The organism is Candidatus Enterococcus moelleringii (genome assembly GCF_017377575.1).
Taxonomy (GTDB): Bacteria; Bacillota; Bacilli; order Lactobacillales; family Enterococcaceae; genus Enterococcus_A; species Enterococcus_A moelleringii.
In genome coordinates this window covers 211,884-236,297 of sequence record NZ_JAFREM010000012.1, presented here as the reverse complement: position 1 = coordinate 236,297, position 24,414 = coordinate 211,884, and the positions used below count along the sequence as shown (strand labels likewise).

The following is a 24,414-nucleotide window of genomic DNA, read 5'->3' as shown; positions in this document are numbered from 1 at the left end:
ATGTCACAGCCTCTTTTTTTGTACAAATTGACTTGTTGAAATCTGCCAAGGAGATTCCTTAGTTCTCAATGCAGCAAATCCGCCGCCAACAAATCAGCCAAATAAAACGAGTAAAGCAAATCAAAGCGCTGTTTTGGATCATCGAAGTCGATGGCGAACAGTTCTTTGATTTTTTTGGTGCGGTAAACAATCGTATTTTTGTGGACGTGGAGCATTTTTGCGGTTGTATCTAAATGGCGATCGCAATCCAAGTAGGCACGCAGGGTTTCCAAGTATTGCGTGTCGTGCTTTTGGTCGTAAATCATGATTTGCTGGTAGGACTGGCTGAAATATTGCTGAGCTTGGGTGCTGTTGGCTAATGAACGCAATAAGTCCTGAAATTTATAAGCATCGTACTCAGCAATCGGCTCATCCGGACGCAGCTTCATCCCGATCTCCAACGCACTCACTGCCTGCTGGTAATAAGCTGGTGCCTGCAACAAATCATCGAAAGTATCACTCAGACCACCGTGCAAACCGTTGGTGACAAAGTAAGGCCGATCCTGCAGTAGAAGGTCCTTAACTGTCAGCTGATTAAGCCGTTTGGCATCAATTAACACCACCACATATTCCTGATAAAATACCGACCAAGCTTGATTAAACAACTTGTTCAAGTGTTCGCGTAATTGCTCGTTTCCGATATCAAATATCTTGTAAAAGGTGACATCAATCGCCAACAAATAATAGCTGGAAACTGGTTCTAGCTGGGTATCCTTCAGCCGATCCTGGAGATGCTTGCGGGAGCTGACTTTTCCAGCCAGACAATCCACCAGAATCCGATCGATGGCTTTATTGAAAGAAAGCTGTTGATTGGTATGGATAATTTGAGATAGCAGCTGGCTAACCAACTGATAGATTTGGCCGTTGACCTTTTCCAAGGAATTATGGGATTCAATGGCAATCGCGTAACCAATGTGCTTTTCGCCATGATAAATTTTGGTGACGCAGCGGCGAAATGGGCTGGTATAACAAATCGTGAAAAAAGGATCGATGTTTTCCGGCGAATTGCGGACTTCAGCGATGTTTAAAAAGCCGGCGATATACTCATAGGAGCAATAGCCGCGGGTAATATTTTCCAGCCATTGAGCATCTTCGGTCACGTAAGTTTGCGAATAGGCCAGCACATTAAAGCTGGTATCTAGCACAATCATGGGATTTTTGATCAGAATCGACGCAGCATCCAAGGCGGCCATAATGTCCGGCTGATCCAAATAAGCTTGAAACAACGTATAGGCATCCCGCAGCTGAGCCAGGTGCTGATCGATCACTTTTTGAGTGCGGGCAATTAATTTTCTGATATCCGTCTGGAACGGGAAAAAGACTAGGGTATGCTGCTGGACATGATCAGCCGAAAGCTGGAAATCTTCGGCATCGTCGATCAAGAAGAGCGTCAAACCGTTGGCAAAGGGCAGTTTATTGGTAATTTGTGAAGCATAGCCAACATATATCGTGTTGGAAGAGAATTTGGTATCCATTTGAATCGGGTACACGTGATTCAGCGCGTGATTAAACGGCGTTTCTGTGATCACACGGGGACTAAACTCCTCTAAATTCGTCAGAACTTGTGTAAAAAGATTCATGAAAATCTCCTTTCCGATTGATGGGGAGAGACGCTTTTGTGTTAGTGATCCAAAAGGACAAGGTGCAACTAGTCTGGCATCACAAGGGCTTGTTGAGTCGTAGGCCAACAGCACAGATGCCAAGCAAAAGATTGAAAATCTATCACATAGTAATCGCTTACAAAGATTGTTAAAATAGTAACAAAGGGAGCCTTTTCCCTTCATCTTAACTCATCAATCATAACAGTAAAGAACTTTCGTCGCCTCCGTCGCCAGTTTTCCTGTTGTTTCTCTTATCATACGCTATTTACTTTCACGAATTCCAGTCAATCCGTTAAAAAATTCATTTCTGTCTTATTTTTTTAATATTTTGGGTATTATGGTTGTTTAATAGAAGGTTTAAAAAAAGAAAGGAGTCGATTACATGAAGTATCCGCAGTTATTTTCACCGCTAAAAATTGGCAGCATGGAGGTTAAAAACCGGGTCGTGATGACAGCCATGGGTTGCAGTATGGCCAACATTGACGGCAGTCCTTCTGAGCAAATGATCAGCTACTATGAAGAACGGGCGCGGGGAGGCGTCGGTCTAATCACTACGGAAATCACTCGGGTCAATGATGATACCGGGGTAGGGGAATCGGCGCAGCTGTCGGTGTCTCACAACGAAGTCATTCCTGGCTTAACGAAGCTGGCTGACGCAATTCACAAGCATGATTCTAAGGTTTTTGTTCAGCTGCATCATCCGGGGCGCCAAACTCCGCGGGCATTAATCAACAACAAGCAGGCGGTTTCGGCATCGGATGTGACTTGCCAGATTATTGGCGAAGAACCACGGGCGCTGACGACGGAAGAAGTGTACGGCATTATTAACGACTTTGTCGATGGGGCATGGCGGGCAAAATATGCCGGCATCGATGGCGTAGAGCTGCACGCGGCTCACGGGTATTTATTGAATCAATTTATCAGTCCTCATACTAACAAACGGACCGACGAATTTGGCGGCAGTACCGAAGCCCGCTGCAAGATTATTTTGGATATTATCAAAGGCATTCGCCGAGTCTGCGGCTCCGATTATCCAATCGCTGTTCGGATTACGGTGGACGAATTCCTGGGTGAAGCAGGGCTGGAGCTGCCAGAAGGAATCGAACTGTGCAAAATGATCGAAGCGGCTGGTGTGGATATGTTGAATATCACCAGTGGGATTTATGAAACCATGAACACCGTGGTTGAGCCGATTTCTTATAGCGAAGGCTGGCGGACTCACTTGGCAAAAGCCGTAAAAGACGTGGTGTCAATTCCAGTTTGCGGCAATGCGGTGATTCGTCATCCGGAATTTGCCGAAAAATTACTAGTTGACGGCAATCAGGATTTGATTGGGATGGGCCGGCCACATTTGGCGGATCCAGAGTGGACCAACAAAGCCTTCAATAATCAAGACGATGAAATCAATCAATGTATCAGCTGTCTGCGCTGTTTCGAAACCGTCTTTACGGTATCAGCTTTCTGTGTGCCGATTCAATGTTCGGTGAACCCGCGCTTAGGTCGCGAGGCTCGTTATCCATATCCGAAAAAGGATGGCAATGGCCGCAAGGTAGTGATTATCGGTGGCGGACCAGCTGGTTTGGAAGCGGCTCGCGTATTGGCAAATCGTCGTTTCAAACCGGTAGTATTTGAAGCAAACGCTGCACTAGGCGGACAACTATTGCAAGGCAGCAAGCCGCCGAAGAAAGAAAAATTGCATTGGTTAGCCGATTACTATACCACTCAAATGGACAAATTAGGTGTGGAGGTTCATTTGAATACCAAAGCTACGGTTGAAGATGTGAAAGCTCTTGATCCATATGCGGTGATTGTGGCAACTGGTTCAACCCCAATTGTACCAGCCACCATTCCAGGTGTGGACCGGGATAATGTCTACACGGTGCCGGATATTTTAGAAGAAAAAGTTACTTTGAAGGATAAAAAAGTCGCGGTGATCGGATCAGGGATGACCGGTATCGAAGTGTCGGAGCTAATCGCCGAAGCTGGCAACGAAGTATCGGTGGTGGAAATGCAGGAAACCTTGACGCCAGACGGCTACTGGCAAAATGTGGTGGACGTAATGGGCCGCCTGCAAGAATACAATGCCAACTTCCTGCCAAGTCATACGTTGAAGGCCATTACTGATGAAGGTATTGAGTTAGATGGCGAAACCACTAGCCTTGATTGCGATGCAGTTGTCTTAGCGCTGGGTGTTCGCAGTGAAAATGCCCAATTTGATCAATTTGCAGAAGCCTTTGATCGGGTGTACAAAGCCGGCGATGCCAATCAAGTTGGCCGGATTTATACCGCGACCACTGAAGGATTTGTCTTAGGAAATAAAATTTAGTTGAAGGATCAGAGACAAGAAAAGGGGGATACGAATGAGCAGCTTTGTTGTTTCGAAAGAAGATGTGAAGAACTTTGTGGATGCACCGTGTGTTAGTGACCAAGAGGGGATTATGTTTGTTTATGCCGCGCCGGAGGAAGTGTTGAAGAGTATTTTGCCGCCGCATTTGACGTTGGTTGCACCAGTGATTTGCGGCTATGTGGTACAAATTAAGAGCCCGAACTTTGGGGCACCGTATATGGAATCGGTGGTTTATACTGTCGCTCAGCACGGCGATATTGTCGGCGGCTACAGCTTGAACTTGATGCTGCACGGTCCGGGAGCTGAACAAGGGGTCATTGTTGGTCGGGACTGCTGCGGGATTCCTAAGAAATACGCTGATGAGATGGAACTGCGTCGGATGGGAGATCAGTGTACAGCGAAAATTGTCCGCCACGGGGTAACCTTGATGGAAATTGATTTGAACTTGACCGGTGAGTACAATGCACCAGTGGCAGCAGGCATGATTGGTGATCCTGAGCCAGGCGACGTGGGCACGACTTGCAGTTTTTTCCATAAATACAATCTAACCCAAACCGAAAAAGGCAATTGCGAATTCTCCGATTTGAAGATGGTGACCTTGGATATGGCCAATACCACCCAAACTTGGGACAAGGGTGAGTTGAGTATTAAAGTGGCTTCTTCACCGGATGATCCATATGGTGAGTTGGAAGTGGTTCAGCCGTTGGGTGCTGCTTGGTTCAAGAACAGCGATTGCTTGATGAAAAAAACTACTGAAATTTGCGAGTTGGATGTGGACGCAACGATGCCATACTTGATGACGGGACGTTATGACCGCTCGATGATGGGGCATAAGGGAACGTATTTGAATATTTGATGGATGAGCTTGCCGCTGGAAATGCGGCAAGCTTCATCTAACCCACAGAAAGGTGGAGTGAATGCGTGAAGGAATTTGAAAATAGAACTGCTTTGATTACTGGAGCTGCTCATGGCTTCGGTGCTGAGATGGCTAAAGAAGCGGCCAATCGCAAAATGAAGCTGTTTTTAGTGGATATTGATCAGCCGGCGCTTGAAAAGGTCAGCGCAGACCTTGCGGAAACTGGTGCTGAAGTAGCTACGCTGGTTGCTGATTTGACAACATTTGAAAATGTTCAAAAGATGGTGGAAGCAGCTAATCAAAAATTTGGCGGCATTGACCTGTTGATTAACAATGCCGGGATTTATTTTGAAGAAACTATTTGGGATATGCCGCTGCGGGATTACGATTGGATGCGGAGTATTAATCTGGATGCCCCGATTTATACCATGCACGAAGTGATGCCGGATATGATTAAACGCCAAACACCTTGCCATATCGTGAACATCTCTTCTATTTCCGGGATCATTACCCACTTAGGCAAATATGCGTATCATGCGACGAAGCATGGGTTGTTGGCCGCGAGTGAAGCGATCCTGTATGACATGAACATGGCTGGGATTACCAATATCGGCATGACTGTTGTCTGTCCAGGCTATTATCAAACCGATCTGCATCATCACGAGGAGCATCGGCCAGAAGCCTTTACTAATATAATGGATACCTATTATGAAAGTGACAAATTCGCCGCCCGTCAGAAGTTTGTGGAGGAAGTAATCACGGCGGGTAAACCGCTGGAGGGCTTTGGTCCGCTGGTATTTGAAGCGATTGAAAATGATCAATTTTACTTGTTGCCGGATGGGGATTTGAACGATGTGATTAGTCGTCGGACGTTGCGGATTTTAGGCAATGTCAGTCCTCACATTACCATTTTATAGGAGGAGAAAATGAAAAATCCATTTGATTTGACAGGCCGGGTGGCGCTGGTGACTGGTGCATCTTCAGGGTTGGGGGTGCAATTTGCCATGGCTTTAGCGAATCAGGGGGCCAAGGTAGCTTTGATGGCTCGCCGCGAAGATCGGCTGAAGGCTGTGGCAGAAGAAATTACCGCTCTAGGATCAGAAGCGTTGGTAGTACCTTGCGATGTATCGGATTTTGCCAGCATTCCAGCCGCAGTGCAAAAGGTAGAAGATCATTTTGGGAAGCTGGATATTTTAGTCAACAATGCTGGTGTGGGTATCAGTTCCGCGGCTGAAGAACAAACCGACGAAGAGTGGTTGGGCGTGATTGATGTGAATCTGAACGCGGTCTACATGGTGGCGCGGGAAGCAGCTAAGCTGATGAAGAAAAATAATTACGGTCGGATTATTAATACTGCCTCTATCAATAGTAAAGCAGCCAGCTTCGATATGTTCGATTTGTCGGCTTACTGTACCTCAAAAGGCGGCGTGGTGATGATGACCAAGGCGCTGGCTAATGAGTGGGCGGAATTCAAGATTACGGTGAATTGTATCGGACCAGGCTATTTCAACTCAGAAATGACCAATGATTATATTGATACCGATTGGTTTACTGATTACCTGAAACGCTCTTGCCCGATGAAACGCAAAGGCCATGAAGGCGAGCTGGATACGGCGATTCTGTACTTTGCCTCTGATATGACCAGTTATACGACGGGACAATATTTAGCGGTGGATGGCGGTTGGTTGACGATTTAGTATTTGTTTTTGGTGAAGACTGTTGGTAATGCTCGTTTGAGGGGTGTTGTTGGCAGTCTTTTTTACTTGGATCGGCAAAAGACCTTGCAAGCTGGAGATTCTAATGGTAATAATGCTATATAAGGCTACCAGACAAAGAATAAAGGAGTGGATGACGGTGATAGGAGGAAAAGCGAGGATCGGCGTGGGTTTGTTGGCCGGTGATATGGAAAATATGGTGCGTTTCTACCGAGATATTTTAGGGTTTAAAACGGATTGGGATGGTGGAGATTTCGCGGCATTTGAGACAACCAGCGGGCCGTTGTCAGTATTCATGTACAGTAGAGAACGATTTGCAGAGGCGCTTGAAGAAGATTATCTTCCTCCAAAAGGCATCAACCAGACCTTCGAAATTGCTCTCTGGCTGCCTAGTTATGCTGACGTAGATGCAGAATATGAACGCTTGTCCAAGTTGGATGTGCAATTTCCCCAGGGTGAACCGATTACTTATCCTTTTGGTATCCGCAACTTTTATGTGGCTGATCCAGAGGGGAATTTGTTGGAGATTGGCAGTATGAATCGAGTTTGAAGAGATTTTTTTGTAGGTATTAGAGAACTCCCAGCAGTGAGCACTTCCTTTCAAGGGGTGCTTTTTTTAGTGCCAAAAAAATGAAGAAAAAGAGCCAGTTGTTTTGGATTTGCTTTGGAATTAGCAGTAATATGTGAATTTTGGCGGCAGAACTCGACGAGGAGGTTTGGATTCCTCCCTTCGATTCAAAAAAATATGAGCCCTGAAACGGCTATATTAAAGCGTTTATAAAAATAAATCATCTTTTCTCATTGACAAACCGATCAGCTAGGAATATATTTAACTTGTGATTAGAGCCAATGGTTCTTTTTTAGAACCAAAGGGTTAAAGGTGGATCTTTTTAGATTGTGAGGTCCGCTCCTTTGATTCGAGAGTAAGAATAAATTGTTTGTTTTGGGAATAACGCTCCTAAGCTGTAGTGTTGATCGGTGTAGTTTTCGGCGCGTTAAATATATTTTAGAGGATGGTTTTGATGAAAACAGCAGTTTTTTATGGTGTTGAAGATTTACGGATTGAAGAGTGTGCGACCCCAGAGGCCTCCGCTAACAAGATTTTGATCAAAATTGATGCCTGTGCCATCTGTACTTGGGAGCAGCGGGTGTACACTGGCGTTAAAAAAGTGGAGTATCCTTTTATCGGCGGGCATGAGATTGCAGCAGAAATTGTTGACCTTGGCAGTGAAATTGATCAGAAAAATTGGAAAATCGGCGATAAAGTGGTGTTCGGTACCAATTTGGCCTGCGGCAACTGCGAGTTTTGTAAGAGCGGCGAGGAACAAAGCTGTCAGGACTTTAACCACAGCAAGCATCTGGAAGGTCTTCCTCATAAAGGTATGGGCGGTTTGTCGGAGTACATGCTGGTGGAGCCGAAGCATTTGTTCCATTATTATAATGTAACTCCTGAGGAAGCGGCCTTCACGGAACCTCTTTCTTGTGTGGTGCACAGCTGCGAGACGGCGGATATTCACTATGGTGATTTGGTAGTGGTGATCGGCTGTGGGATTATGGGTCAATTGCACGTTGCGTTGTCGGTGAAAAGCGGGGCGACGGTGGTGGCTTGCGATTTGAATGAGGAACGGTTGCAGCTGGCGAAGGAAAATGGTGCCCGTTATGTAATTAATTCCGGGACGCAAAATCTGAAAGACGAAGTGGCGCGGATTTCTCATGGCTTAGGCGCAAATGTCGTTTTCGATACTACGCCAATTGCTTCAGTGGTGGAGGATTCGGTTTCGATTGTTGGCAATACGGGTCGAGTGATTCTATATTCTTCCTTCTATCCTGATGAGCCAGTGGGCTTCAGTCCGGATCAGCTTCACAAGGGCAGCTACAGCATCAGAGGGACGGCCAATTCCAACAGCCGCGATTTCATTCGGGCTTCTAAGATGATCAGCGAACGAACCATTGATATGCGGCCGTTTATTAGTGAAGTGGTCACATTTGATGATGTGGAGAAAGGTTTCAAGTCAGCGATTAAGGGCGATAAATATCGCGTAGTTGTCAAGTTTTAAGCGAGCAGTCAGCCTGGCTTTTTCCATTAATGCATGAGGATTTTTGGGAAATAAGCTATAATCAAAAGGGATCACGCAACAAGTCAGGCTGTCTGTTTTGAGAGAACTGCTTCCTTGGAAGACTTTCTTGGTAAGACAGACGCATAAGGAGGTTTCTCAATGGAAGATTTTATTCCAAAATACAAAAAAATCAGTGACGATATTCAAAACTTAGCCAAGGTGTTAAGTGGTCAGGGCAAGCCGCTGCCTAGTGAGCGCAAGCTGTCGGATACCTTTCAGGTGAGCCGAACTACGATTAAGCGGGCCCTTGAGTCGTTGGAAAGACAAGGAATTGTGACCTATATCGAAGGGAAGGGCTACATTATTCCTGATCGCGATGTGAAAATCAATTCTAGTATGCATGTTTCTGGATTCTACGAAGATATTGTTTCCAGAAAAAAGAAGATCAGTTCGAAGGTATTGAAAAAGTCTGTGCTGGAAGCCGACAAGGAACTTAGCCAGCAGCTGCAAATTAAGGAGAACGATTACGTGTTTCACTTATTGCGGCTGCGGAGTGTGGACGGGATGGTTTACTCGTTAACCGAGAGCTTTATTCCGTTAAATCGCTGCCCGCAAATCGGCACCTATGATTTGACCAATAAATCCTTGTGGAAAACGCTGAATGAATTTGGCATTTTTCCTGAGATTGTTAGTCAAAAAGTCAGTGCCCGGATGGCGAATTACACGGAAATCCAGTACTTGAACATTACCAATCCGGCAGTCGTTATGGTGGTTAACAACATGGCCTACTTTGACGATAAGCCGATCGAGCTGTCTTATGTCTATACCGATGTCTTCTCCACCAACCTTGAATATCGATTCAACCGATAACGAAAATCAGGGTGCCGGTAACGTGCTTATTAGCGGAATGGTACCCGTGGTAAAAACAGGGGGAGAATCATGTTAGTTACTTTAAAAGAACTGTTGACCGATGCCAAGAAAAATCAATATGCCGTTGGGGCCTTCAACGTGCCCAATCTGGAAGCTGTCCGAGCAGTGGTGGAAGCCGCGGAAGAGTTGAATTCGCCAGTGATTTTGCAGCACGCGGAAGTTCATGAAGGCCTGGTTTCCATCGAAGAAATCGGACCGATCATGCTGGACTTTGCCCGCAAAGCAAAGGTGCCGGTGGCGGTTCACTTGGATCACGGTGCGTCTTATGAAATGTGTGTGAAGGCCATTCGCATGGGCTTTACCTCGGTCATGTACGATGCTTCCAGCAAGGAATATGAAGTCAATCGCGATGAAACCAAAGAAATCGTCAAGATCGCTCATGCTGTGGGCGTGTCAGTGGAAGCTGAGCTTGGTCACATTTTCACTTCAGCTGTCGGTGGCGGCGAGGGGCGCGGATCTGATTCCAGCGAAGATTACGAAGATCTGGATGATGTGTACACGGATCCTGATTTAGCCAAAAGCTTTGTGGACGCGACTGGCGTGGATTGCTTGGCCATCGGCTTTGGAACGGTTCATGGGGTTTATCTGAAGGAACCGAAGTTGGACTTGGATCGGATTACTTTGATTAAAGAAAAAATTGATGTGCCGTTTGTCATGCACGGTGGGTCAGGGGTTTCTGAGGAAAACTACAAGATCGCCATTAAAAACGGAATTTGCAAAATCAACTACTATACTTATATGAATAAAGCGGCTGGCAAAGCGGTGAAGGAATACTTGGCGGAGCAAGCCGATCAAGATTCGATTTTCTTTGATGAGATTTCGTTGGCGGCTACAGCGGCTATGAAGGAAAATGCAAAAGCAGCCATGGCAATCTTTATGAATCCCTAATTAAGGAGACAGAGCATGAGTAAAGTTGTAGCTTCTATTATGTGTGCCGATCAATTGAACTTGGCGCAAGAGTTGGCGGATTTGACGGCGTCTGGCATCGATTGGTTGCATTGCGATGTGATGGATGGGGTGTTTGTTAATAATTTGGCGATGGGACCTTATGTGCTGGAGCCGATTATTGAGACCAAACGCTTCACCACCGATGTTCATCTGGCCTGCGTTGACCCGGCGAAATATGTGAAAATGTTCGCAGCTGTAAAACCGGATTATCTTACTTTTCATGTGGAAACGACGGATGATCCTCAGGCCGTGATTGATCAGATTCATCAAGCTGGGATTAAAGCCGGAATTGCGGTGAGTCCGGAAACGCCAGTGGAAAAGATTTTTCCTTATTTGGATCAGTTGGAGCTGGTGTTGATGATGACGGTGAATCCTGGGTTTGCGGGTCAAGCTTTTCAAACGGCGGTGTTGGATAAGATCGAGCGTTTGAATCAGGAGTTGGCTGGGAAATCTAGACGGCCGCTGATTGAAGTGGACGGCAATATTAATTGCGAAACTTCTGAGGCGATTAGTCAATTCGGGGCCGACCTTTATGTAGTGGGAACCTCGGCCTTGTTTAATGATCGGCCGGGAACGTATCGGGATAAGGTGTTGGCGATGGAGGAAGTTATTCAATAGAAGTTAGAGACTGGGAGAGAGATCTTTCGGTCTTTTTTGTTGAGTTGGGAAGTAGCCGTTTGCTGCTGTCTAATCGGCATATTGAAAAGCTGGATATTGTGGAAGGCTTGAAGATTCAGGAGGATTAGTTGATGTGGCACGCTGGATATTTCTGGCGTGTCTTTTCTGTATAATTCGACAAAGAGATCACTTTCCGCGTATTACACTTGCAATACAAATGGAAACGTATTATACTTGTGGTACAAAAACAATGTATTACAAGTGTAATACAAATTAGTATAGGAGCTGATAGTTATGGCAACATCGACTTCAATTCGACTAGATGATGAATTATCAAAATGGATAAAAGAGTTTGCTGATTTCAATGGTACGACCAAGACAAAAGTGATCAGTGATATTTTGAGAGAAAAGATGGAGGATGATAAAGACTATCTCGATGGTATTCAAAGCATTGAGGATAGTAAAGATGAACCTCTAATTAGTAAAGAAGAAATGATGAAGAGGTATCTTTGATGATGCAGTATGATTGGGCATTCAACAAAAAGGCTGAAAAACAATTCAAAATGCTCGACCACACTGTTCAAAAACGTATTATTGCTTGGTTGAATAGCAACATCTCTGGGACAACCAACCCTCGAATACATGGAAAAGCTTTAGAGGGAGACCTCCAAACGCTTTGGCGTTATCGAGTAGGGAAATTCAGAATCATTGCTGACATAAAGGATGACAAATTTATTGTCGCGGTCATTAAAGTAGCGAAACGTGGGGACGTGTACCTCGACCACTAAGTTTTGGTGATGACTGTAAAAGAGTCACAGATGAGGTTAGAGTAAGTGATCATTTTTTAACTTCTGGATTAAGATCAGTTTGTAAGATAAACGTATGACAACAAGAGGTGAATATCGTGGCAACCATAACTTTTAGAGTTAGTGATGATGAAAAAACGTTTTTGGAGAGCGTAGCAGCGTTTAAAGGCGATTCTCTGTCAGATTTTGTTAGAAGCGAAGCACTTCATTCAGCTGAAACTTTTACTGATTTCAATACGTTTAAAGAGTTCATGGCTCAGCATAATGAAAAGGATGAAAGTATTTCTCATGATGAAATGATGAAAGAATTGGGCTTTTAGCAATGGTATATAAAGTTAGATACGAGAAGGAAGCGCAAAAAGCTTTAAAGAAAATGGATAAGTTTCAAGCGAGAGTAGATCTAAAGCGACTGAAACAGCAGTCATGCTTTAGATCTACTTTTTTGTATAGGTACTGTTATGCAAAACGGCTGGTTTGTTTGCTGAGGAATCAGTTATTGGGTAATCACGAACTCGTCCAAAACGACGGTATGAGCATTTCCACCGAAAAAATAGAATAAATAATTGCCATCTTCTGGGACGATAATTTCTTGTTCGATTTCGACACCAAAGCGGCCCTCGTATACCGGAATTTCAGTTTTGTTGAAAAGTTTGCTTTGATTGATCATTGAGAGATACAAACCACCAGCGGCTGCGGGGTCCATTTTAGAGTAAACGGTGATTTTTTGGTCCTTCAGTAAAGGTATTTTCCTGGGAGTTAAATTCAATAAGTCGCCATTTTCAATTTGGATATTCGCTGCATGATATTGATTGCGATCATTGAAGTCTAGCGGTATTTCTACTTTGTTGCTGGCGAATGTTCGAAAATCTTTCGGATAGGAAAAATAAAGATTAATCGATAAAAGTGCGCCTGCGACAATCAAAGAGAATAAAATAGCCACCAAAACAGATTTTTTCATCGCAATCTCACTTCCTTTTCAGTTTCCTGTTACTAATATTATAATGTATTTGCCATATTAAGTGGAAAATAATCGAAAAAGTCCGTGTTTTAGTGGTGAAAACCTGGTTTGTGGAATAAATGATAGAGTTCTAAGCAATTTTGACAGTATGGCTGATAGGGCTTACAATTAAATTGAACGAACGGTTCAATTTATTTCCTTGAGGAGTTGAGCGGGATGAAAAAGTTGTGGCTCATGTTGGGATGCTGCCTGGTGCTTTTGCTTAGTGGATGCGGGAATGATTCTGAGCCGAAATTAGTCAACACTCAGAAATTGGATCATGAGTTTAGTCAAATCGCGGTGGATTACGATGCGGATGATGTGAGTGTCGGCTTTCACGAGGAAGATACGATTATTCTGAAGGAATATATGAATGAAGATAATGAAAAATACTATGCTTCAATTGATGAGAAAGGTCAAGAATTGTCAATCACTGAAGGAAAACGGCCGCGGCGGGCTAGTTTTCAGTCTTATGTAGAGCTCGTTTTGCCGGCCACCTATGATCAAAGCTTGTCGGTGCATACCACCAGTGGCGAAATCGATATGTTGGAGACAAAGGAAATTTTGCAGGAGCTGGCCTTGGATACCACTAGCGGAAAAATCAGGGTGGGGGAGAGCAGGGCAGAGTCTTTCAAGCTGACTAGTACCAGCGGCGAGATTGATGGAAACCAACTTACGGCGAAAATGCTCACGGTGAAAAGTACTAGTGGATCGGTTGGGCTTGCTGCGGGTGAAGCTGAAGATTTTCGGATCGAAACTACCAGTGGTTCCACCGAATTAGTGGAGCTGACAGGTCCGATTGCCTACGTGACGAAAAGCGGAACGTTAACTGCTTCAGGTTTAACGGGCGGGGGCACTTTCGAGGCGACAGGTGAAGGTGAGATGGAGCTGGGTTATACTAAGATCAATCAAGACGTAATACTGAATGCCAAAAATGGTGACCTGATCTTAAGCTTGCCGGCGGATGCTTCCTGTAAAATCAGCGCTAGGACAAAAGACGGCGAGATTCAAACTGACAATTTCTCGGAACTGTCAGGGGACGAAAAAGAAATCAGCGGCGAGCTGGGATCGAATCCAGCCTACAAGGTCACATTAGAAACACGAAATGGCGACATTCGGCTGACCACCGATTAGCAGAGGAGAGACGAAGTATGAAGAATCGTTTGGATTTATTTTATGCAGCTGGAAGTCATTTGTTTATTAACAAAGGGTATGCCCGGACGCAGATGAAGGATATTGCGCAGCACATCGGTTTGTCCACCGGGATGATCTATCAATATTTCAAGGGGAAAAATGAGTTGCTAAGCTTCATTTTGAAGTGCACGATTGAGCCTGCTTATTTGGAGCTGGAACAGGAGTATCCGATTCAGGTGGATCAATTTGATTATTTAGATGATGAAATCGATGCGGCGCTGCAGGAAAACGCCAAAACGTTAAAGGCAGGAATCGATGATCCGGCGTATACACCGGAGAAAATGTTCTCAGATGCTTTTGATGTAATTGCCAAATATGGCGTCGGCTGCTTGATCATCGAGCATAATCCCGACGATTTGCCAGAGTTAACCGAGACTTATCAAACCTTTCGTCAATTGTTTTTCAAGCAGGTGTATCAGTATGTAGAACGGTTCATCAAGGATGGCAGCCTTCGAGCAGTGCCGGATATCCATTATGCAACTCGGGCAATGGTGGAAGTGATGGCTTTTTGGGGCATGCACATCATGAACGATGCCTATGAAATAGACCAGGAGATTACCCATGAAAAGGCCAAGGCAATTTGTTTAGATAATTTGATTCACGCGTATGTTGTAGATTAATCTGGAACTTCTCCGGATTTTCTAGCTCACAAAATTAAATGAATGATTCAATTAAAGGGAAGGTGAGTAAAATGAGACGCAGAAAAATGGTACGGCACAGCTACGTTTGGTTATTTGTGATTGGTGCTCTGGCAGGATTTTTGGTTGAAAATGTCTATTGCTGGGTGAAGGTGGGGGAATGGACCTCCCGCCAAGGGCTGGTGTTAGGGCCGTTTGTACCGATTTATGGGGTGGGTGCTGTTTTGTTTGCCATGATTTTGGGTCCAAGGAATCGAAAAAATCCGATTCTATTGTTTGTTTTATCCAGTTTGTTAGGCGGCGGTATTGAATTTTTCGGCAGTCTGCTGGAGGAAGTGCTGCTGGGAATCAGGCTATGGGATTTCAGCCAACAGACGTATCATTTTGAAGGTAGAACCAGCTTGTTGTTCATGTTTTACTGGGGCGTGTTCGGCACGGTTTACTTGAAAGTACTGTATCCGATTCTGCTGAAAGATATCCGCCGTTACTTGGTGAAGCACAGCGCTTCGCTGCGGCTGGTGATGGTTTTCTTCCTATTTAACTTCACTCTTTCTGGCTTGGCCTTGAATCGCTGGGCGGAAAGATGCCAGGGACAGGGCTGTGACAGTGTACTGGATCAAAAGCTTGATCAGCATTTTCACGATGAATCATTAGCCGAAATTTATCCTGCGTTGCAGTTGGCGGACAGGAGTGAAGAAAAATGAAACAACTTTATTGTGAAGCAGATAGTATCACCAGCGGTTTATTGCATTTGTGGGGATTCTTATTGGCGATTGGCGGGACGGTGCTGCTGATTCTTAGTGCGGAAAGTTCGCTGGCGATTGTGGCAGCCTGTATCTATGGTGCCTCGCTGATCTGCTTGTTTTTAGCCTCCACCGTTTTTCACATCTTTTACATTTCGCCTAAAGTTCACGGTATTCTGCAGAAGATCGATCATTCCTTTGTGTTTTGTTTGATCGCCGGGACGTATACGCCGATTTGTTTGTTGGTGCTGGATAAGGTTCCGGGTCTGATATTGCTGGTAAGTATTTGGTCGTTGGCGTTAGTGGGAATTTTAGGGAAAGTGCTGTGGTTTCGTTATGCTAAATGGTTTTCGACGGTGGTGTATTTGGCGATGGGCTGGGGGATTGTTTTCTTTGCCGGTGAGCTGCTGCAGGTCTTGCCAAGGGCGGCGATTTTCTGGTTGGCTGCTGGAGGGATTTGCTACTCGGTGGGTGCGGTGATTTACGCGGCGCGGCGGCTGCAGTTTCATTTTCCGGCGTTTGGCAGTCATGAGCTGTTCCACTTGTTTGTGTTGGCGGGGGCGGCTTGTCACTATTATTTTATGTATCAGTTTGTTATTTAGTGAAATATGGTAAATAGTCTATCGACGAGGGTTGATAGGCTATTTATTTTGCGGGTTTTCTTTTATGGGCATTTACGTATAATAAAAGTAACTGATAGCGCTTAATTTCATTCGTGGAGGGAACTTGAAGTGGTCAGGAAGATGTGAAGTCCCACTCGTGATTTCTAAGTAACACTGTCGCTCATGATTTGGCAAAGGAATCGGTGTCAAACCTGAAAGAATACGAACACTTAGTCAGCGACGAAGGTATGGTTGAAGTATTTGAACAAAGTTAACTTAGTTCACAAGTATATTGTGAACTTATATGAAGTTTGATATTCTAGAATTAGGGAGAGGAAGAGAATGAATAAATCAAGGCAGGTTGTGATAAGAAACTTACAAAGGATTATTGAAGAAAAAGGCCTAAATCAGGCACAGTTAGCAAAAGAATTGAAGGTTTCAAAAGGCTTTATTTCTATGCTTTTCAATGGCAAAAGAAATTTCTCGCAAAACGTGTTGGAACAATTAGCAGAAGTGTTAGATGTACGTATTTCTGACTTGACGAAGCATCAATCAATCAACAGCTCGGAGTATGTCATTCACGTAAGAGGTAAAGCAACTAGTGGCATCGCTAAAGAGGCTATCAGCGACTGGATTATAGAGATGAACGATTTTACGCGCTTAAGCAACTCTTTTCAGGAGGAGTGTTAAGTTATGGTAGGGAATAAGGAATCTATCGATAGTTCGAAAGTACACAACGTGGCTGAAATGTTAGCAGACCGTTTTTTGAAAGAGAACTCGTTAACAAATACCTTCTGCGGTGCTGGATTAGAGCTGATTGTTCAAAAACAAGGGATTCACTTAATGTATAAATCTATTGAGGATCAAGCTTTCTATGGGATGTCGGCAACTGGAAAGGGAAACCGCTTTATTGGTATTAACACTTTCCATAATAAGCGCACCATAACCTTCAGCATCGCTTGCGGGCTGTGGTATTTTTACAGTAAAACGGAGCTGTCTGATGATTTGAACTATTCCAAAATAGAAAACGAGCAGGCTGCGGATCACTTTGCAACGGCATTATTATTACCTGAGGACAGAGTAGAAACAATTTATCTGCATAACAAAAAGGATGGATGGGGCGAGCTGGACATTCTCTTCTTAATTGCCGACCTTTCCTATTGTCCATATCAAGCAGTTTATCATCGTTTTGTCGAACTGGAATTATCAGTAAGAGAAATTGAAACGCATTTGAAAGATCCTGATCTGAGAACAGATAAAGTTCTTGCTGAAAATGCGCTGGAGAACAAATTTATCCATTTACGCTCATTGTATGGAAGACCATCCAAGTCTCCATTAGACTATCCAGAAAAGATGAATGGCTTTCCAGGGCTGATGCATATAATGAAGAAACTTACCAAAGAGTAAACAATTTTGTAATGAGATTCATTACGCATGCTGGTAGACGACCAATACGACGGTCGCGAAAGCCAGCAACCACATACCAAAGAAAAGCACATTTTCTTTCGTTAATAGTAGTTTGAAAATAGGAGCCTCTCCGGGGTTCCTATTTTTATGTCAAATAGACAGATAAAAAAGAGGAAACGAAATACTTCCTGCTGCAAAAATTGAGAGTTACTCCACATTTACAAATGAAAAATTGCATCAATATCATGCAACTGATTGTTCGTTGAAGGTTGTGTTGAAAATGCAAAAGGCAAAATAGTGAATTGAAGCAAGTATTTGATTCTAATAGCGGATATTAGTAGGTTTAATTCGCAATATAAGAGGTGTTTTTCGTGTTTTGGTCTTTTTTAATATTATTAATTGCATGATTAATCCTGCAATTTGTCTGCTCCTAAGGCTTTTCTTTTCGGTATAAGATAGACGTAGAAAGAGAAGAAAGAGGGTTGAACAATGCAACTTGTGAATGGGTTTAAGCTGATGGATTACGCAAAAGAAAAGGGCTTGGTCTTACCTGCATTCAATACAACAAATTATGAATTAACCGCAGCAATTATTAAAGGTTACCAAGCGACGGGCTTAGGCGGCTACATTGCTATTTCATCCAGCAACTTGAAGCTTTCCAGTCCGAAAATTATTGCCGATATGGTGAAGTCAGTGATGCAGGATGTCTCGACACCAATTGCGTTGCACTTGGATCACGGGAAAAGCTTTGAAGATGTGAAAGCCTGTATCGATGCTGGCTTTACTTCAATTATGGTGGACGCATCGCATCTGCCATTTGAAGAAAACATTGAGGAAGTTAAACGTACGGTTGAGTATTGTCACTTTTACGGCATTCCGGTTGAAGCGGAATTAGGCGCGATCGGCGGAAAAGAAGACGATCATATCTCAGAAGAGGATGCCAAGACGGATCCTAACGATGTCGCGGAATTTGTGGAACGCACCAATTGCGATCTGCTAGCGGTATCGATCGGCAATGTTCACGGCATGGACTTAGCGCCGAATCTGGACTTCCCATTATTAGAAGAAATCGCCCAGCTGTCGAAGGTTCCTTTAGTTTTACATGGCGGATCAGGGATTCCTTTTGATCAAGTCAGAAAAGCCAAAGAACAAAACTTGATCAAAGTCAATTACGGCTCGGATCTGCGTCAAGCCTTCATACGGACCTTCGGACAAGCCTATGAGAAAAATCACAACGAATTCGATATTATGGCACTGTCAAAAGATGCAATCGTCAATGTGGAAGAACGAGTAAAAGCGATTATTGCAGAAGTGAACGGGAAATAAATTGAACAAAACGTGAGGGGGATCAGCGTGTTGAATAAAAGACAACAAGAAATCGTGAAAGAATTTGAAAAGCACAGCCCCTCTTTTTTAACTGCTGAATATTTTGTAGACAGATTTAAAGTAAGTATGCGGACGGTCCAGTCCGACATCAAAAAAGTCCGGGAAGAATTAACCGGCAACCAATATGCGGAGCTAATTTCAGTAGCCTCTAAAGGCAGCAAATTAGTCATCAGTGATCCGCAGCAATTTAAAGCAACCTTTGAGACAAAGGATCAATTAGGCGAACAAAATCAATCGGATCGCATTCGAAAGTTATGTGTCCTGCTGTTGCATCAAATGAAACCGGTCAGTCGGCAATTTTTGATGGATCAATTGTTTATCGCAGCTTCGACGCTGAATGCGGATTTGAAGGAAGCCGACAAGCTGCTGTCCAGCTATCAATTAGAGATCGAACGCAAACGCAACTCCGGGATTTCGATTGTCGGCAGCGAAGACAATAAACGAAAATGTTTGTTGAAATTAGGTCACATGGATAATCATCAGAGCCAAAACAGCATGATCAGTCAAGGAAATCTGCGGCAGGATATTGAAAAAATTCTAGTCAGTGTGCTGTTGAAGCACCATTACCATATTTCCGAGACGCTGTTCCAAAATCTGATCGTCCACATCGAGATGGCGATTAAGCGAATGGGCACCGGATTTTACATTGGTTCTCATGAATTAGCTGAAGTGAATGATTTTGATTCAGAAATTGAGGTGTCCAAGGAAATCTTTGATCGGTTGGCAGAACGCTGCCACTTCAAGGTTTCTCAAGGAGAAATTATCAACCTGGCGATTTACATTAAAGGCAAGAGCGATTATGAGAATGATGATTATATTTCTGAAGAAGTTAACACCTTCATCTTGTATGCATTAAGAGAGATCAAGGAAAAGTTCGACATCGACTTCACGCAAGAAATTGATTTGCGAATCTCGCTGGCACTGCACTTGATGCCGCTGTTGACGCGGATTGAATACAACATTCAAAACGACAATCAATTGCTGGATCACATTAAGCAGTCCTTCCCGTTGGCCTTCGATATGGCCGCCTTTATGTGTCTGCTGCTGCAGGAAAACATTGACAAACGGATTGAAGAAGACGAAATTGCCTATCTAGCGATTTATTTCAATCAATATTGGGAAAAATACAATGACATCTCTGGCAAAAAGCGGATTTTGATCATTACCAGCTTGAAGCGCAGTGAAAGTGTCCTGCTGCGTCAGCGTTTCGCTACCTGGTTTGCCAATGAAATTACGGTACTGACTTTGTTGAATACTCACGAGGTAAGTTCGATTGATGTAGAGGACTATGATGTGATTTTTACCACGGAACAGACGGAGCTGACGGAAAACATCGGCGCCATCTTAATCAGTTTTTACCCAAGTGAAGCGGAGTACTCAAAAATAAAGTTAGCCATCGACGGCTTCAACGACAAATTCGAAATCGTTAATTTGTTTAATGAGGAGTTGTTCCATTACGGCAGCTTCGTTAGTAAGGAAGAGGTCTTGGATAAGATCTGTTCCAACTCAGTTTCCAAAGTGGGGGACAAGGTCTTCCAGTTAAGAGAAGCGGTGGGGTTAAGAGAAGGCTTAGGCAGCAGTTACTTCGGTAACGGAATTGCGTTGCCCCATCCGATTAATCCGATTTTGGCAGAGACCTTTGTATCGGTGATTTTACTGAAGGAACCGCTGGATTGGGATACCGATGGCAACAAAGTTCGTTTAGTCATGTTAGTAGCTATCGAAAAAAATAATGCAAAAGTGTTTCAGCTGTGGAACTATCTGGGGAAAATTATTCAAGAAAAGGGCTTTGTGGATCGTTTGATTAAAGAGCCGACCTTCGAAAATTTCCGAGAGAATTTGTCGCAGCTATTGGATGAATACATTTAGATTAGGAGGATGAAGTATGAAGTATATTTTTGTATCCCATGGAGATTTGGCAAAAAGTATGCTGGGAAGTGCCCAGATGATCGTCGGGGAACAAGATGAGGCGAAAGCGTTTGGTCTGTATCCCACCGACGATATTGGCGGACTGAAGGATCAGGTGCAGCAGGCGATTGAAGAATTTGGCGGCGGCGAGGACATTATCTGTTTCACTGATTTGTTTAGCGGCAGTCCTTTTAACGCAGTGGTTGGCTTAATGGGTGACTACCCAATTCGTCACATTACCGGCATGAACCTGCCGATGGTGCTGGAAGCTTTCATGTCACGGATGAACGAAGAGCTTACGACCGAAGACATCAGCGCCAAGCTGTTAAGCCAGGCACCGGAAACATTTATCGATGTAAATAATTATTTGCAAGTCAATATGGAAGAATAGCAGACAAATAAATTTAAGGAGCGAGCAGGATGAAAAACATTGTATTTGCACGAGTGGATGATCGACTAATTCACGGGGAGGTCGTAACGGCTTGGACACCAAGCTTCAGCATTAATCACATTGTCATTATCGATGATGTCGTGGCCAGCGATCCTTTCCAAAAAAGGATTCTGAAAGCGTTGGCACCTACTAAGGTTCGGGTGGACGCCTTTACCGTGGAGGAAGGCATCGAGGAGTTGATGAAACCCTTCAACGAAAAGGAACGCGTGTTACTGTTAACGAAATCACCGATTACCTATGCCAAATTAGTGGAAGGAGGGATTGAGCTAAAACAGGTAAATCTAGGCGGCATGGGAATTCGCGACGAACGCAAGCCGTTCATTAAAAACGTAGCTTGTGACGAGGCTGAAGTAGAAGCGATTCGTCAAATGGTGGATAAAGGCATTCATGTATTCTATCAATTAGTACCAGAACAACGGTTGATTGAGATTACCAACTTACTATAATCTCGGCAGCTGGACACAGCTAGCTTCGGCTGGCTGTGAGAAACACCATATTTGTATAGAAAAAAGGGGGAAAAATGTATGTCAGTCTTTCAAGCATTTTTATGTGGGGTCGTCTATTTCCTAGCAATAGGGAATCTGCCCTTTGTAGGATTGTGGTCGTTGCAGCGGCCGTTAGTATGCGGACTTATTACCGGAATTATTTTAGGCGATCCACTGATGGGAGCCATGACCGGGGCGTCAATTAACTTGGTTTACTTGGGCTTCATCTCAGCCGGCGGATCGATGCCAGCCGATATGGCTTTGGCGGGGATTTTAGGAACGGCGTTTGCGATTACTGGTGGCTTGGATGCCGAAACTGCACTATCGGTTGCGGTTCCAATTGGTTTGTTAGGAACGATCGTATGGTATGGACGGATGACTTTCGGTTCTGTATTTGTTCACGTAGCGGATAACTATATCGAAAAAGGCGAGTACCACAAAATTTGGCGGGCCAACGTGTTATTCCCGCAGTTGATGACTGCTTTAATGACCATCATTCCTTGCGGCTTGGCTGCTTACTTCGGTGCTAGTTATATCTCTGGTTTCATCGAAGCACTAAGCGGAACTGCCTTGACAATCTTCACCGTTATCGGTGGTATGATGCCAGCACTTGGGGTAGCGATCACGTTGCAATACATTTTCAAAGGCGAAGCGCGGGTATTCTTGTTCTTAGGCTTTATCTTAGCAACTTATTCAGGACTAGATTTATTGCCGCTAGGTATCATCGCTGGTTTGGCTGCACTGATTTATGTACAAGCGACTGGAAACAATTCTGATTCAGGGGAGGACGAAATCTATGAGTAAAGAAGTCGAAGGAAGTTTGATCCGTAAAAAGGATTTAATCCGCTCATGGCTGATTTGGGAAAATTTGCCGCAAACCTGTTACAACTATGAACGCATGATGGGGCAAGCCGTAGCTCACGTTTTCGTCCCCATTTCAAAACGGCTCCACAACGATGACCCGGAAAAGAAAAAAGAAATGATGAAACGGGAAATCGAATTCTTCAACGTGCATATTGAGTTTGGCTCTTGTATTATCGGGATGATTATCGCCTTGGAGGAACAAAAAGCCAAAGGCGTAGCGATCCCAAGTGAATTTATTACTAGTTTGAAAACTTCCTTGATGGGACCATTATCAGGGATTGGCGATACCATTTTCCAAGGGGTATTAATTCCGATTCTGTTGGCTATCACCATTGATTTGACGTTAAAAGGTACTATCTGGGGTTCGATCATTTATGCGGTAGCGATCATTGCGATTGCCTGGGGAATGAGTTATGCCAACTTCATGTTCGGGTATCGAGCCGGGGCCGACGCAATTATGGACTTCCTGGAAAAAGGTATCCTGAACAAAGTACTGCGGGGCGCTGAAATCATGGGTTGTATGGTAATGGGCGGCTTGATCTCCAGCTACGTGAAAATGAATGTTGCTTTGGAAATCACCAGCTCGACTACGACCTTTAATGTACAAGAACAATTCTTAGATGCTGTTATGCCAAATATCCTGCCGTTTGCCTTCACGATGTTTATTTTCTGGTTGATGAAACGCGGCTGGTCTTCACTAAAAGTTATCGGCTTGATCGTGGTATTCGGGATTGTGACCGGCTTCTTAGGAATTCTAGGGTAGACAGGAGATTTTCGCATGAAAGCAATTGTAGAAACGGGTGTGAAGCAGCTGGAAATTCAAGAGCTGCCCACACCGGTCATTGAAAAAGATGAAGTCTTAATGAAGGTGCGGGCAAATGGCTTGTGCACCAACGACATTCGTGACTACTTGGGGGATACGGTGTATTCCTTCCCCCGGGTAGGCGGCCATGAATTTAGTGGGGAAGTAGTGGAGATTGGTTCGGATGTGAATCCGGAACATTTCCAAGTGGGGGATCATGTGGTGAAATACATTATTCCCGCTTGCGGCGAATGCCACTACTGTAAAATTGGCCGGGAGAATTTGTGTGTCGAAGTCGCTTCTTCACCTACTTTCCAAAAACCTGACGGCATTTCCGGCTTTTTCGGAATGGCCCAGTATATTGCGGTGAAAAGTCGCGATTTGTACAAATATCCTAAAGACGTTCCTTTTACTCACAGTGCCTTCACTGAACCGTTGGCTTGTGTGGTCAATAGTGTGGAACGGGCGAAGATTTTGTTTGGACAAGATGTTGTGGTGATCGGCGGCGGAGTCATGGGCTTAATGCATGTGATGTTGTCGAAGCTGCAAGGAGCTCGGGTAATTGTGAGTGAACCGAATGGGGAACGGCGGGCATTAGCTGAAAAGCTTGGCGCGGATGTAACTTTTGATCCGACGCAAGGTGATGCAGTTGCGTTTGTTAAATCCCAGACAGAAGGTCGAGGCGCCGATGTTGTCTTCAATACGACGGCACTACCTGTGATTGCTCAACAGGCGATGGATTTCACGGCAACTGGCGGTCAGACGTTTGTCTTTAGTTCGTTGCATCCCAATGATCCAGTGCCTACCAACATGGGTGCGATCCATTCCTACGAAAAAGTGATCACAGGAACGGTGAGTCCGACGATTCGTACCTTTTATCGGTCGGTTCAGCTGATCGCCAAAGGCTTGGTGGATATCACGCCTTTATTGGATAAGACTTTTGATTACAAGGACGCGGTGGATGCTTTTGAATATGCGCTGCGGCCGGAAACATTAAAAACGATTATTACTTTTGATTAA

The 24,414-nt window shown here is 44.3% G+C and carries 27 protein-coding genes; 25 read left to right on the top strand and 2 right to left on the bottom strand.

Annotated elements, in window-relative coordinates; genetic code table 11:
* Nucleotides 1-65: 65 nt before the first annotated feature.
* Complete coding sequence (locus tag JZO70_RS08045; protein ID WP_207673033.1) at nt 66-1,619, bottom strand: PucR family transcriptional regulator; 1,554 nt, start codon at nt 1,617-1,619, stop codon at nt 66-68.
* A 403-nt stretch (nt 1,620-2,022) separates the two neighbouring features.
* On the opposite strand from JZO70_RS08045, the gene JZO70_RS08040 reads away from it, so the two are divergent.
* From JZO70_RS08040 to relB, 12 genes are all read left to right on the top strand, one after another.
* The gene (locus JZO70_RS08040; protein ID WP_207673032.1) at nt 2,023-3,966 is read left to right on the top strand and encodes an NAD(P)/FAD-dependent oxidoreductase; all 1,944 of its coding nucleotides are present in this window, start codon (nt 2,023-2,025) and stop codon (nt 3,964-3,966) included.
* Between the two features lie 34 nt (nt 3,967-4,000).
* Nucleotides 4,001-4,843 carry an acetoacetate decarboxylase family protein gene (locus JZO70_RS08035; RefSeq protein ID WP_207673031.1) on the top strand — a complete coding sequence of 281 codons (843 nt, stop codon included), beginning with the start codon at nt 4,001-4,003 and terminating at the stop codon, nt 4,841-4,843.
* A gap of 65 nt (nt 4,844-4,908) precedes the next feature.
* The gene (locus JZO70_RS08030) at nt 4,909-5,760 is read left to right on the top strand and encodes an SDR family NAD(P)-dependent oxidoreductase (protein ID WP_207673030.1); all 852 of its coding nucleotides are present in this window, start codon (nt 4,909-4,911) and stop codon (nt 5,758-5,760) included.
* 9 nt (nt 5,761-5,769) lie between these two features.
* Nucleotides 5,770-6,540: an SDR family NAD(P)-dependent oxidoreductase gene (locus tag JZO70_RS08025; RefSeq protein ID WP_207673029.1), complete on the top strand. Its 771-nt coding sequence runs from the start codon at nt 5,770-5,772 to the stop codon at nt 6,538-6,540.
* Between the two features lie 151 nt (nt 6,541-6,691).
* Nucleotides 6,692-7,108, top strand: a complete 417-nt coding sequence (locus tag JZO70_RS08020; RefSeq protein WP_207673043.1) for a VOC family protein — start codon at nt 6,692-6,694, stop codon at nt 7,106-7,108.
* Between the two features lie 472 nt (nt 7,109-7,580).
* Nucleotides 7,581-8,615, top strand: coding sequence for a zinc-dependent alcohol dehydrogenase (locus JZO70_RS08015; protein ID WP_207673028.1), 1,035 nt, complete (start codon nt 7,581-7,583; stop codon nt 8,613-8,615).
* Nucleotides 8,616-8,774: 159 nt separating this feature from the next.
* Nucleotides 8,775-9,485, top strand: a complete 711-nt coding sequence (locus tag JZO70_RS08010; protein ID WP_207673027.1) for a GntR family transcriptional regulator — start codon at nt 8,775-8,777, stop codon at nt 9,483-9,485.
* Nucleotides 9,486-9,554: 69 nt separating this feature from the next.
* Entirely contained in the window at nt 9,555-10,433 is an 879-nt protein-coding gene (locus tag JZO70_RS08005; protein ID WP_207673026.1) for a class II fructose-bisphosphate aldolase, read from the top strand.
* A gap of 15 nt (nt 10,434-10,448) precedes the next feature.
* A complete protein-coding gene (locus JZO70_RS08000; RefSeq protein WP_207673025.1) occupies nt 10,449-11,111 on the top strand; it encodes a ribulose-phosphate 3-epimerase in 663 nt (220 codons plus the stop codon).
* Nucleotides 11,112-11,405: 294 nt separating this feature from the next.
* Nucleotides 11,406-11,624, top strand: a complete 219-nt coding sequence (locus tag JZO70_RS07995; RefSeq protein ID WP_207673024.1) for a DUF6290 family protein — start codon at nt 11,406-11,408, stop codon at nt 11,622-11,624.
* Nucleotides 11,625-11,626: 2 nt separating this feature from the next.
* Nucleotides 11,627-11,899 (top strand): type II toxin-antitoxin system RelE family toxin, encoded by a 273-nt coding sequence (locus tag JZO70_RS07990; RefSeq protein ID WP_207673042.1) that lies wholly within the window; start codon nt 11,627-11,629, stop codon nt 11,897-11,899.
* Nucleotides 11,900-12,015: 116 nt separating this feature from the next.
* Nucleotides 12,016-12,237 (top strand): type II toxin-antitoxin system RelB family antitoxin, encoded by a 222-nt coding sequence (gene relB, locus JZO70_RS07985; RefSeq protein ID WP_207673023.1) that lies wholly within the window; start codon nt 12,016-12,018, stop codon nt 12,235-12,237.
* A gap of 173 nt (nt 12,238-12,410) precedes the next feature.
* On the opposite strand, the gene JZO70_RS07980 is transcribed toward relB, so the two are convergent.
* Complete coding sequence (locus JZO70_RS07980; protein WP_207673022.1) at nt 12,411-12,875, bottom strand: hypothetical protein; 465 nt, start codon at nt 12,873-12,875, stop codon at nt 12,411-12,413.
* Nucleotides 12,876-13,091: 216 nt separating this feature from the next.
* Between JZO70_RS07980 and JZO70_RS07975 the strand changes: the two genes are divergently transcribed.
* The 13 genes from JZO70_RS07975 (at nt 13,092) to JZO70_RS07915 (ending at nt 24,414) form a co-directional block, all read left to right on the top strand.
* Nucleotides 13,092-14,048 carry a DUF4097 family beta strand repeat-containing protein gene (locus JZO70_RS07975; protein WP_207673021.1) on the top strand — a complete coding sequence of 319 codons (957 nt, stop codon included), beginning with the start codon at nt 13,092-13,094 and terminating at the stop codon, nt 14,046-14,048.
* Nucleotides 14,049-14,065: 17 nt separating this feature from the next.
* Nucleotides 14,066-14,728, top strand: a complete 663-nt coding sequence (locus JZO70_RS07970) for a TetR/AcrR family transcriptional regulator (protein WP_207673020.1) — start codon at nt 14,066-14,068, stop codon at nt 14,726-14,728.
* A 71-nt stretch (nt 14,729-14,799) separates the two neighbouring features.
* Nucleotides 14,800-15,450, top strand: coding sequence for a putative ABC transporter permease (locus JZO70_RS07965; RefSeq protein WP_207673019.1), 651 nt, complete (start codon nt 14,800-14,802; stop codon nt 15,448-15,450).
* A complete protein-coding gene (gene trhA, locus JZO70_RS07960; RefSeq protein ID WP_207673018.1) occupies nt 15,447-16,091 on the top strand; it encodes a PAQR family membrane homeostasis protein TrhA in 645 nt (214 codons plus the stop codon). The genes JZO70_RS07965 and trhA overlap by 4 nt, the downstream gene beginning before the upstream one ends.
* 342 nt (nt 16,092-16,433) lie before the next feature.
* Complete coding sequence (locus JZO70_RS07955) at nt 16,434-16,781, top strand: helix-turn-helix domain-containing protein (protein WP_207673017.1); 348 nt, start codon at nt 16,434-16,436, stop codon at nt 16,779-16,781.
* Nucleotides 16,782-16,784: 3 nt separating this feature from the next.
* Complete coding sequence (locus JZO70_RS07950; protein WP_207673016.1) at nt 16,785-17,498, top strand: ImmA/IrrE family metallo-endopeptidase; 714 nt, start codon at nt 16,785-16,787, stop codon at nt 17,496-17,498.
* Between the two features lie 489 nt (nt 17,499-17,987).
* A complete protein-coding gene (locus JZO70_RS07945; protein ID WP_207673015.1) occupies nt 17,988-18,824 on the top strand; it encodes a class II aldolase in 837 nt (278 codons plus the stop codon).
* 27 nt (nt 18,825-18,851) lie between these two features.
* Nucleotides 18,852-20,753: a PRD domain-containing protein gene (locus JZO70_RS07940; RefSeq protein ID WP_207673014.1), complete on the top strand. Its 1,902-nt coding sequence runs from the start codon at nt 18,852-18,854 to the stop codon at nt 20,751-20,753.
* 16 nt (nt 20,754-20,769) lie between these two features.
* Nucleotides 20,770-21,183, top strand: coding sequence for a PTS sugar transporter subunit IIA (locus tag JZO70_RS07935; RefSeq protein ID WP_207673013.1), 414 nt, complete (start codon nt 20,770-20,772; stop codon nt 21,181-21,183).
* A gap of 29 nt (nt 21,184-21,212) precedes the next feature.
* Nucleotides 21,213-21,689, top strand: a complete 477-nt coding sequence (locus JZO70_RS07930) for a PTS sugar transporter subunit IIB (RefSeq protein ID WP_207673012.1) — start codon at nt 21,213-21,215, stop codon at nt 21,687-21,689.
* A gap of 78 nt (nt 21,690-21,767) precedes the next feature.
* A complete protein-coding gene (locus JZO70_RS07925) occupies nt 21,768-22,532 on the top strand; it encodes a PTS mannose/fructose/sorbose/N-acetylgalactosamine transporter subunit IIC (protein WP_207673011.1) in 765 nt (254 codons plus the stop codon).
* Nucleotides 22,525-23,355, top strand: coding sequence for a PTS system mannose/fructose/sorbose family transporter subunit IID (locus JZO70_RS07920; protein ID WP_207673010.1), 831 nt, complete (start codon nt 22,525-22,527; stop codon nt 23,353-23,355). Before JZO70_RS07925 ends, JZO70_RS07920 begins: the two co-directional genes overlap by 8 nt.
* A gap of 15 nt (nt 23,356-23,370) precedes the next feature.
* Nucleotides 23,371-24,414 (top strand): zinc-dependent alcohol dehydrogenase, encoded by a 1,044-nt coding sequence (locus JZO70_RS07915; protein ID WP_207673009.1) that lies wholly within the window; start codon nt 23,371-23,373, stop codon nt 24,412-24,414.

Excerpts from the sequence above, each read along its gene's own strand:
- JZO70_RS07950 (WP_207673016.1), top strand. The coding sequence starts at position 16,785 with ATGGTAGGGAATAAGGAATCTATCGATAGTTCGAAAGTACACAACGTG.
- JZO70_RS08045 (WP_207673033.1), bottom strand. The coding sequence starts at position 1,619 with ATGAATCTTTTTACACAAGTTCTGACGAATTTAGAGGAGTTTAGTCCC.
- trhA (WP_207673018.1), top strand. The coding sequence starts at position 15,447 with ATGAAACAACTTTATTGTGAAGCAGATAGTATCACCAGCGGTTTATTG.
- JZO70_RS07980 (WP_207673022.1), bottom strand. The coding sequence starts at position 12,875 with ATGAAAAAATCTGTTTTGGTGGCTATTTTATTCTCTTTGATTGTCGCA.
- JZO70_RS08020 (WP_207673043.1), top strand. The coding sequence starts at position 6,692 with ATGACGGTGATAGGAGGAAAAGCGAGGATCGGCGTGGGTTTGTTGGCC.
- JZO70_RS08000 (WP_207673025.1), top strand. The coding sequence starts at position 10,449 with ATGAGTAAAGTTGTAGCTTCTATTATGTGTGCCGATCAATTGAACTTG.
- JZO70_RS07955 (WP_207673017.1), top strand. The coding sequence starts at position 16,434 with ATGAATAAATCAAGGCAGGTTGTGATAAGAAACTTACAAAGGATTATT.
- JZO70_RS07935 (WP_207673013.1), top strand. The coding sequence starts at position 20,770 with ATGAAGTATATTTTTGTATCCCATGGAGATTTGGCAAAAAGTATGCTG.
- JZO70_RS08015 (WP_207673028.1), top strand. The coding sequence starts at position 7,581 with ATGAAAACAGCAGTTTTTTATGGTGTTGAAGATTTACGGATTGAAGAG.
- JZO70_RS08010 (WP_207673027.1), top strand. The coding sequence starts at position 8,775 with ATGGAAGATTTTATTCCAAAATACAAAAAAATCAGTGACGATATTCAA.
- JZO70_RS07990 (WP_207673042.1), top strand. The coding sequence starts at position 11,627 with ATGCAGTATGATTGGGCATTCAACAAAAAGGCTGAAAAACAATTCAAA.
- JZO70_RS08005 (WP_207673026.1), top strand. The coding sequence starts at position 9,555 with ATGTTAGTTACTTTAAAAGAACTGTTGACCGATGCCAAGAAAAATCAA.
- JZO70_RS07995 (WP_207673024.1), top strand. The coding sequence starts at position 11,406 with ATGGCAACATCGACTTCAATTCGACTAGATGATGAATTATCAAAATGG.
- JZO70_RS07970 (WP_207673020.1), top strand. The coding sequence starts at position 14,066 with ATGAAGAATCGTTTGGATTTATTTTATGCAGCTGGAAGTCATTTGTTT.
- JZO70_RS07915 (WP_207673009.1), top strand. The coding sequence starts at position 23,371 with ATGAAAGCAATTGTAGAAACGGGTGTGAAGCAGCTGGAAATTCAAGAG.
- JZO70_RS07930 (WP_207673012.1), top strand. The coding sequence starts at position 21,213 with ATGAAAAACATTGTATTTGCACGAGTGGATGATCGACTAATTCACGGG.
- JZO70_RS07925 (WP_207673011.1), top strand. The coding sequence starts at position 21,768 with ATGTCAGTCTTTCAAGCATTTTTATGTGGGGTCGTCTATTTCCTAGCA.
- JZO70_RS07945 (WP_207673015.1), top strand. The coding sequence starts at position 17,988 with ATGCAACTTGTGAATGGGTTTAAGCTGATGGATTACGCAAAAGAAAAG.
- JZO70_RS07920 (WP_207673010.1), top strand. The coding sequence starts at position 22,525 with ATGAGTAAAGAAGTCGAAGGAAGTTTGATCCGTAAAAAGGATTTAATC.
- JZO70_RS08035 (WP_207673031.1), top strand. The coding sequence starts at position 4,001 with ATGAGCAGCTTTGTTGTTTCGAAAGAAGATGTGAAGAACTTTGTGGAT.
- JZO70_RS07975 (WP_207673021.1), top strand. The coding sequence starts at position 13,092 with ATGAAAAAGTTGTGGCTCATGTTGGGATGCTGCCTGGTGCTTTTGCTT.
- JZO70_RS07965 (WP_207673019.1), top strand. The coding sequence starts at position 14,800 with ATGAGACGCAGAAAAATGGTACGGCACAGCTACGTTTGGTTATTTGTG.
- JZO70_RS08025 (WP_207673029.1), top strand. The coding sequence starts at position 5,770 with ATGAAAAATCCATTTGATTTGACAGGCCGGGTGGCGCTGGTGACTGGT.
- JZO70_RS08040 (WP_207673032.1), top strand. The coding sequence starts at position 2,023 with ATGAAGTATCCGCAGTTATTTTCACCGCTAAAAATTGGCAGCATGGAG.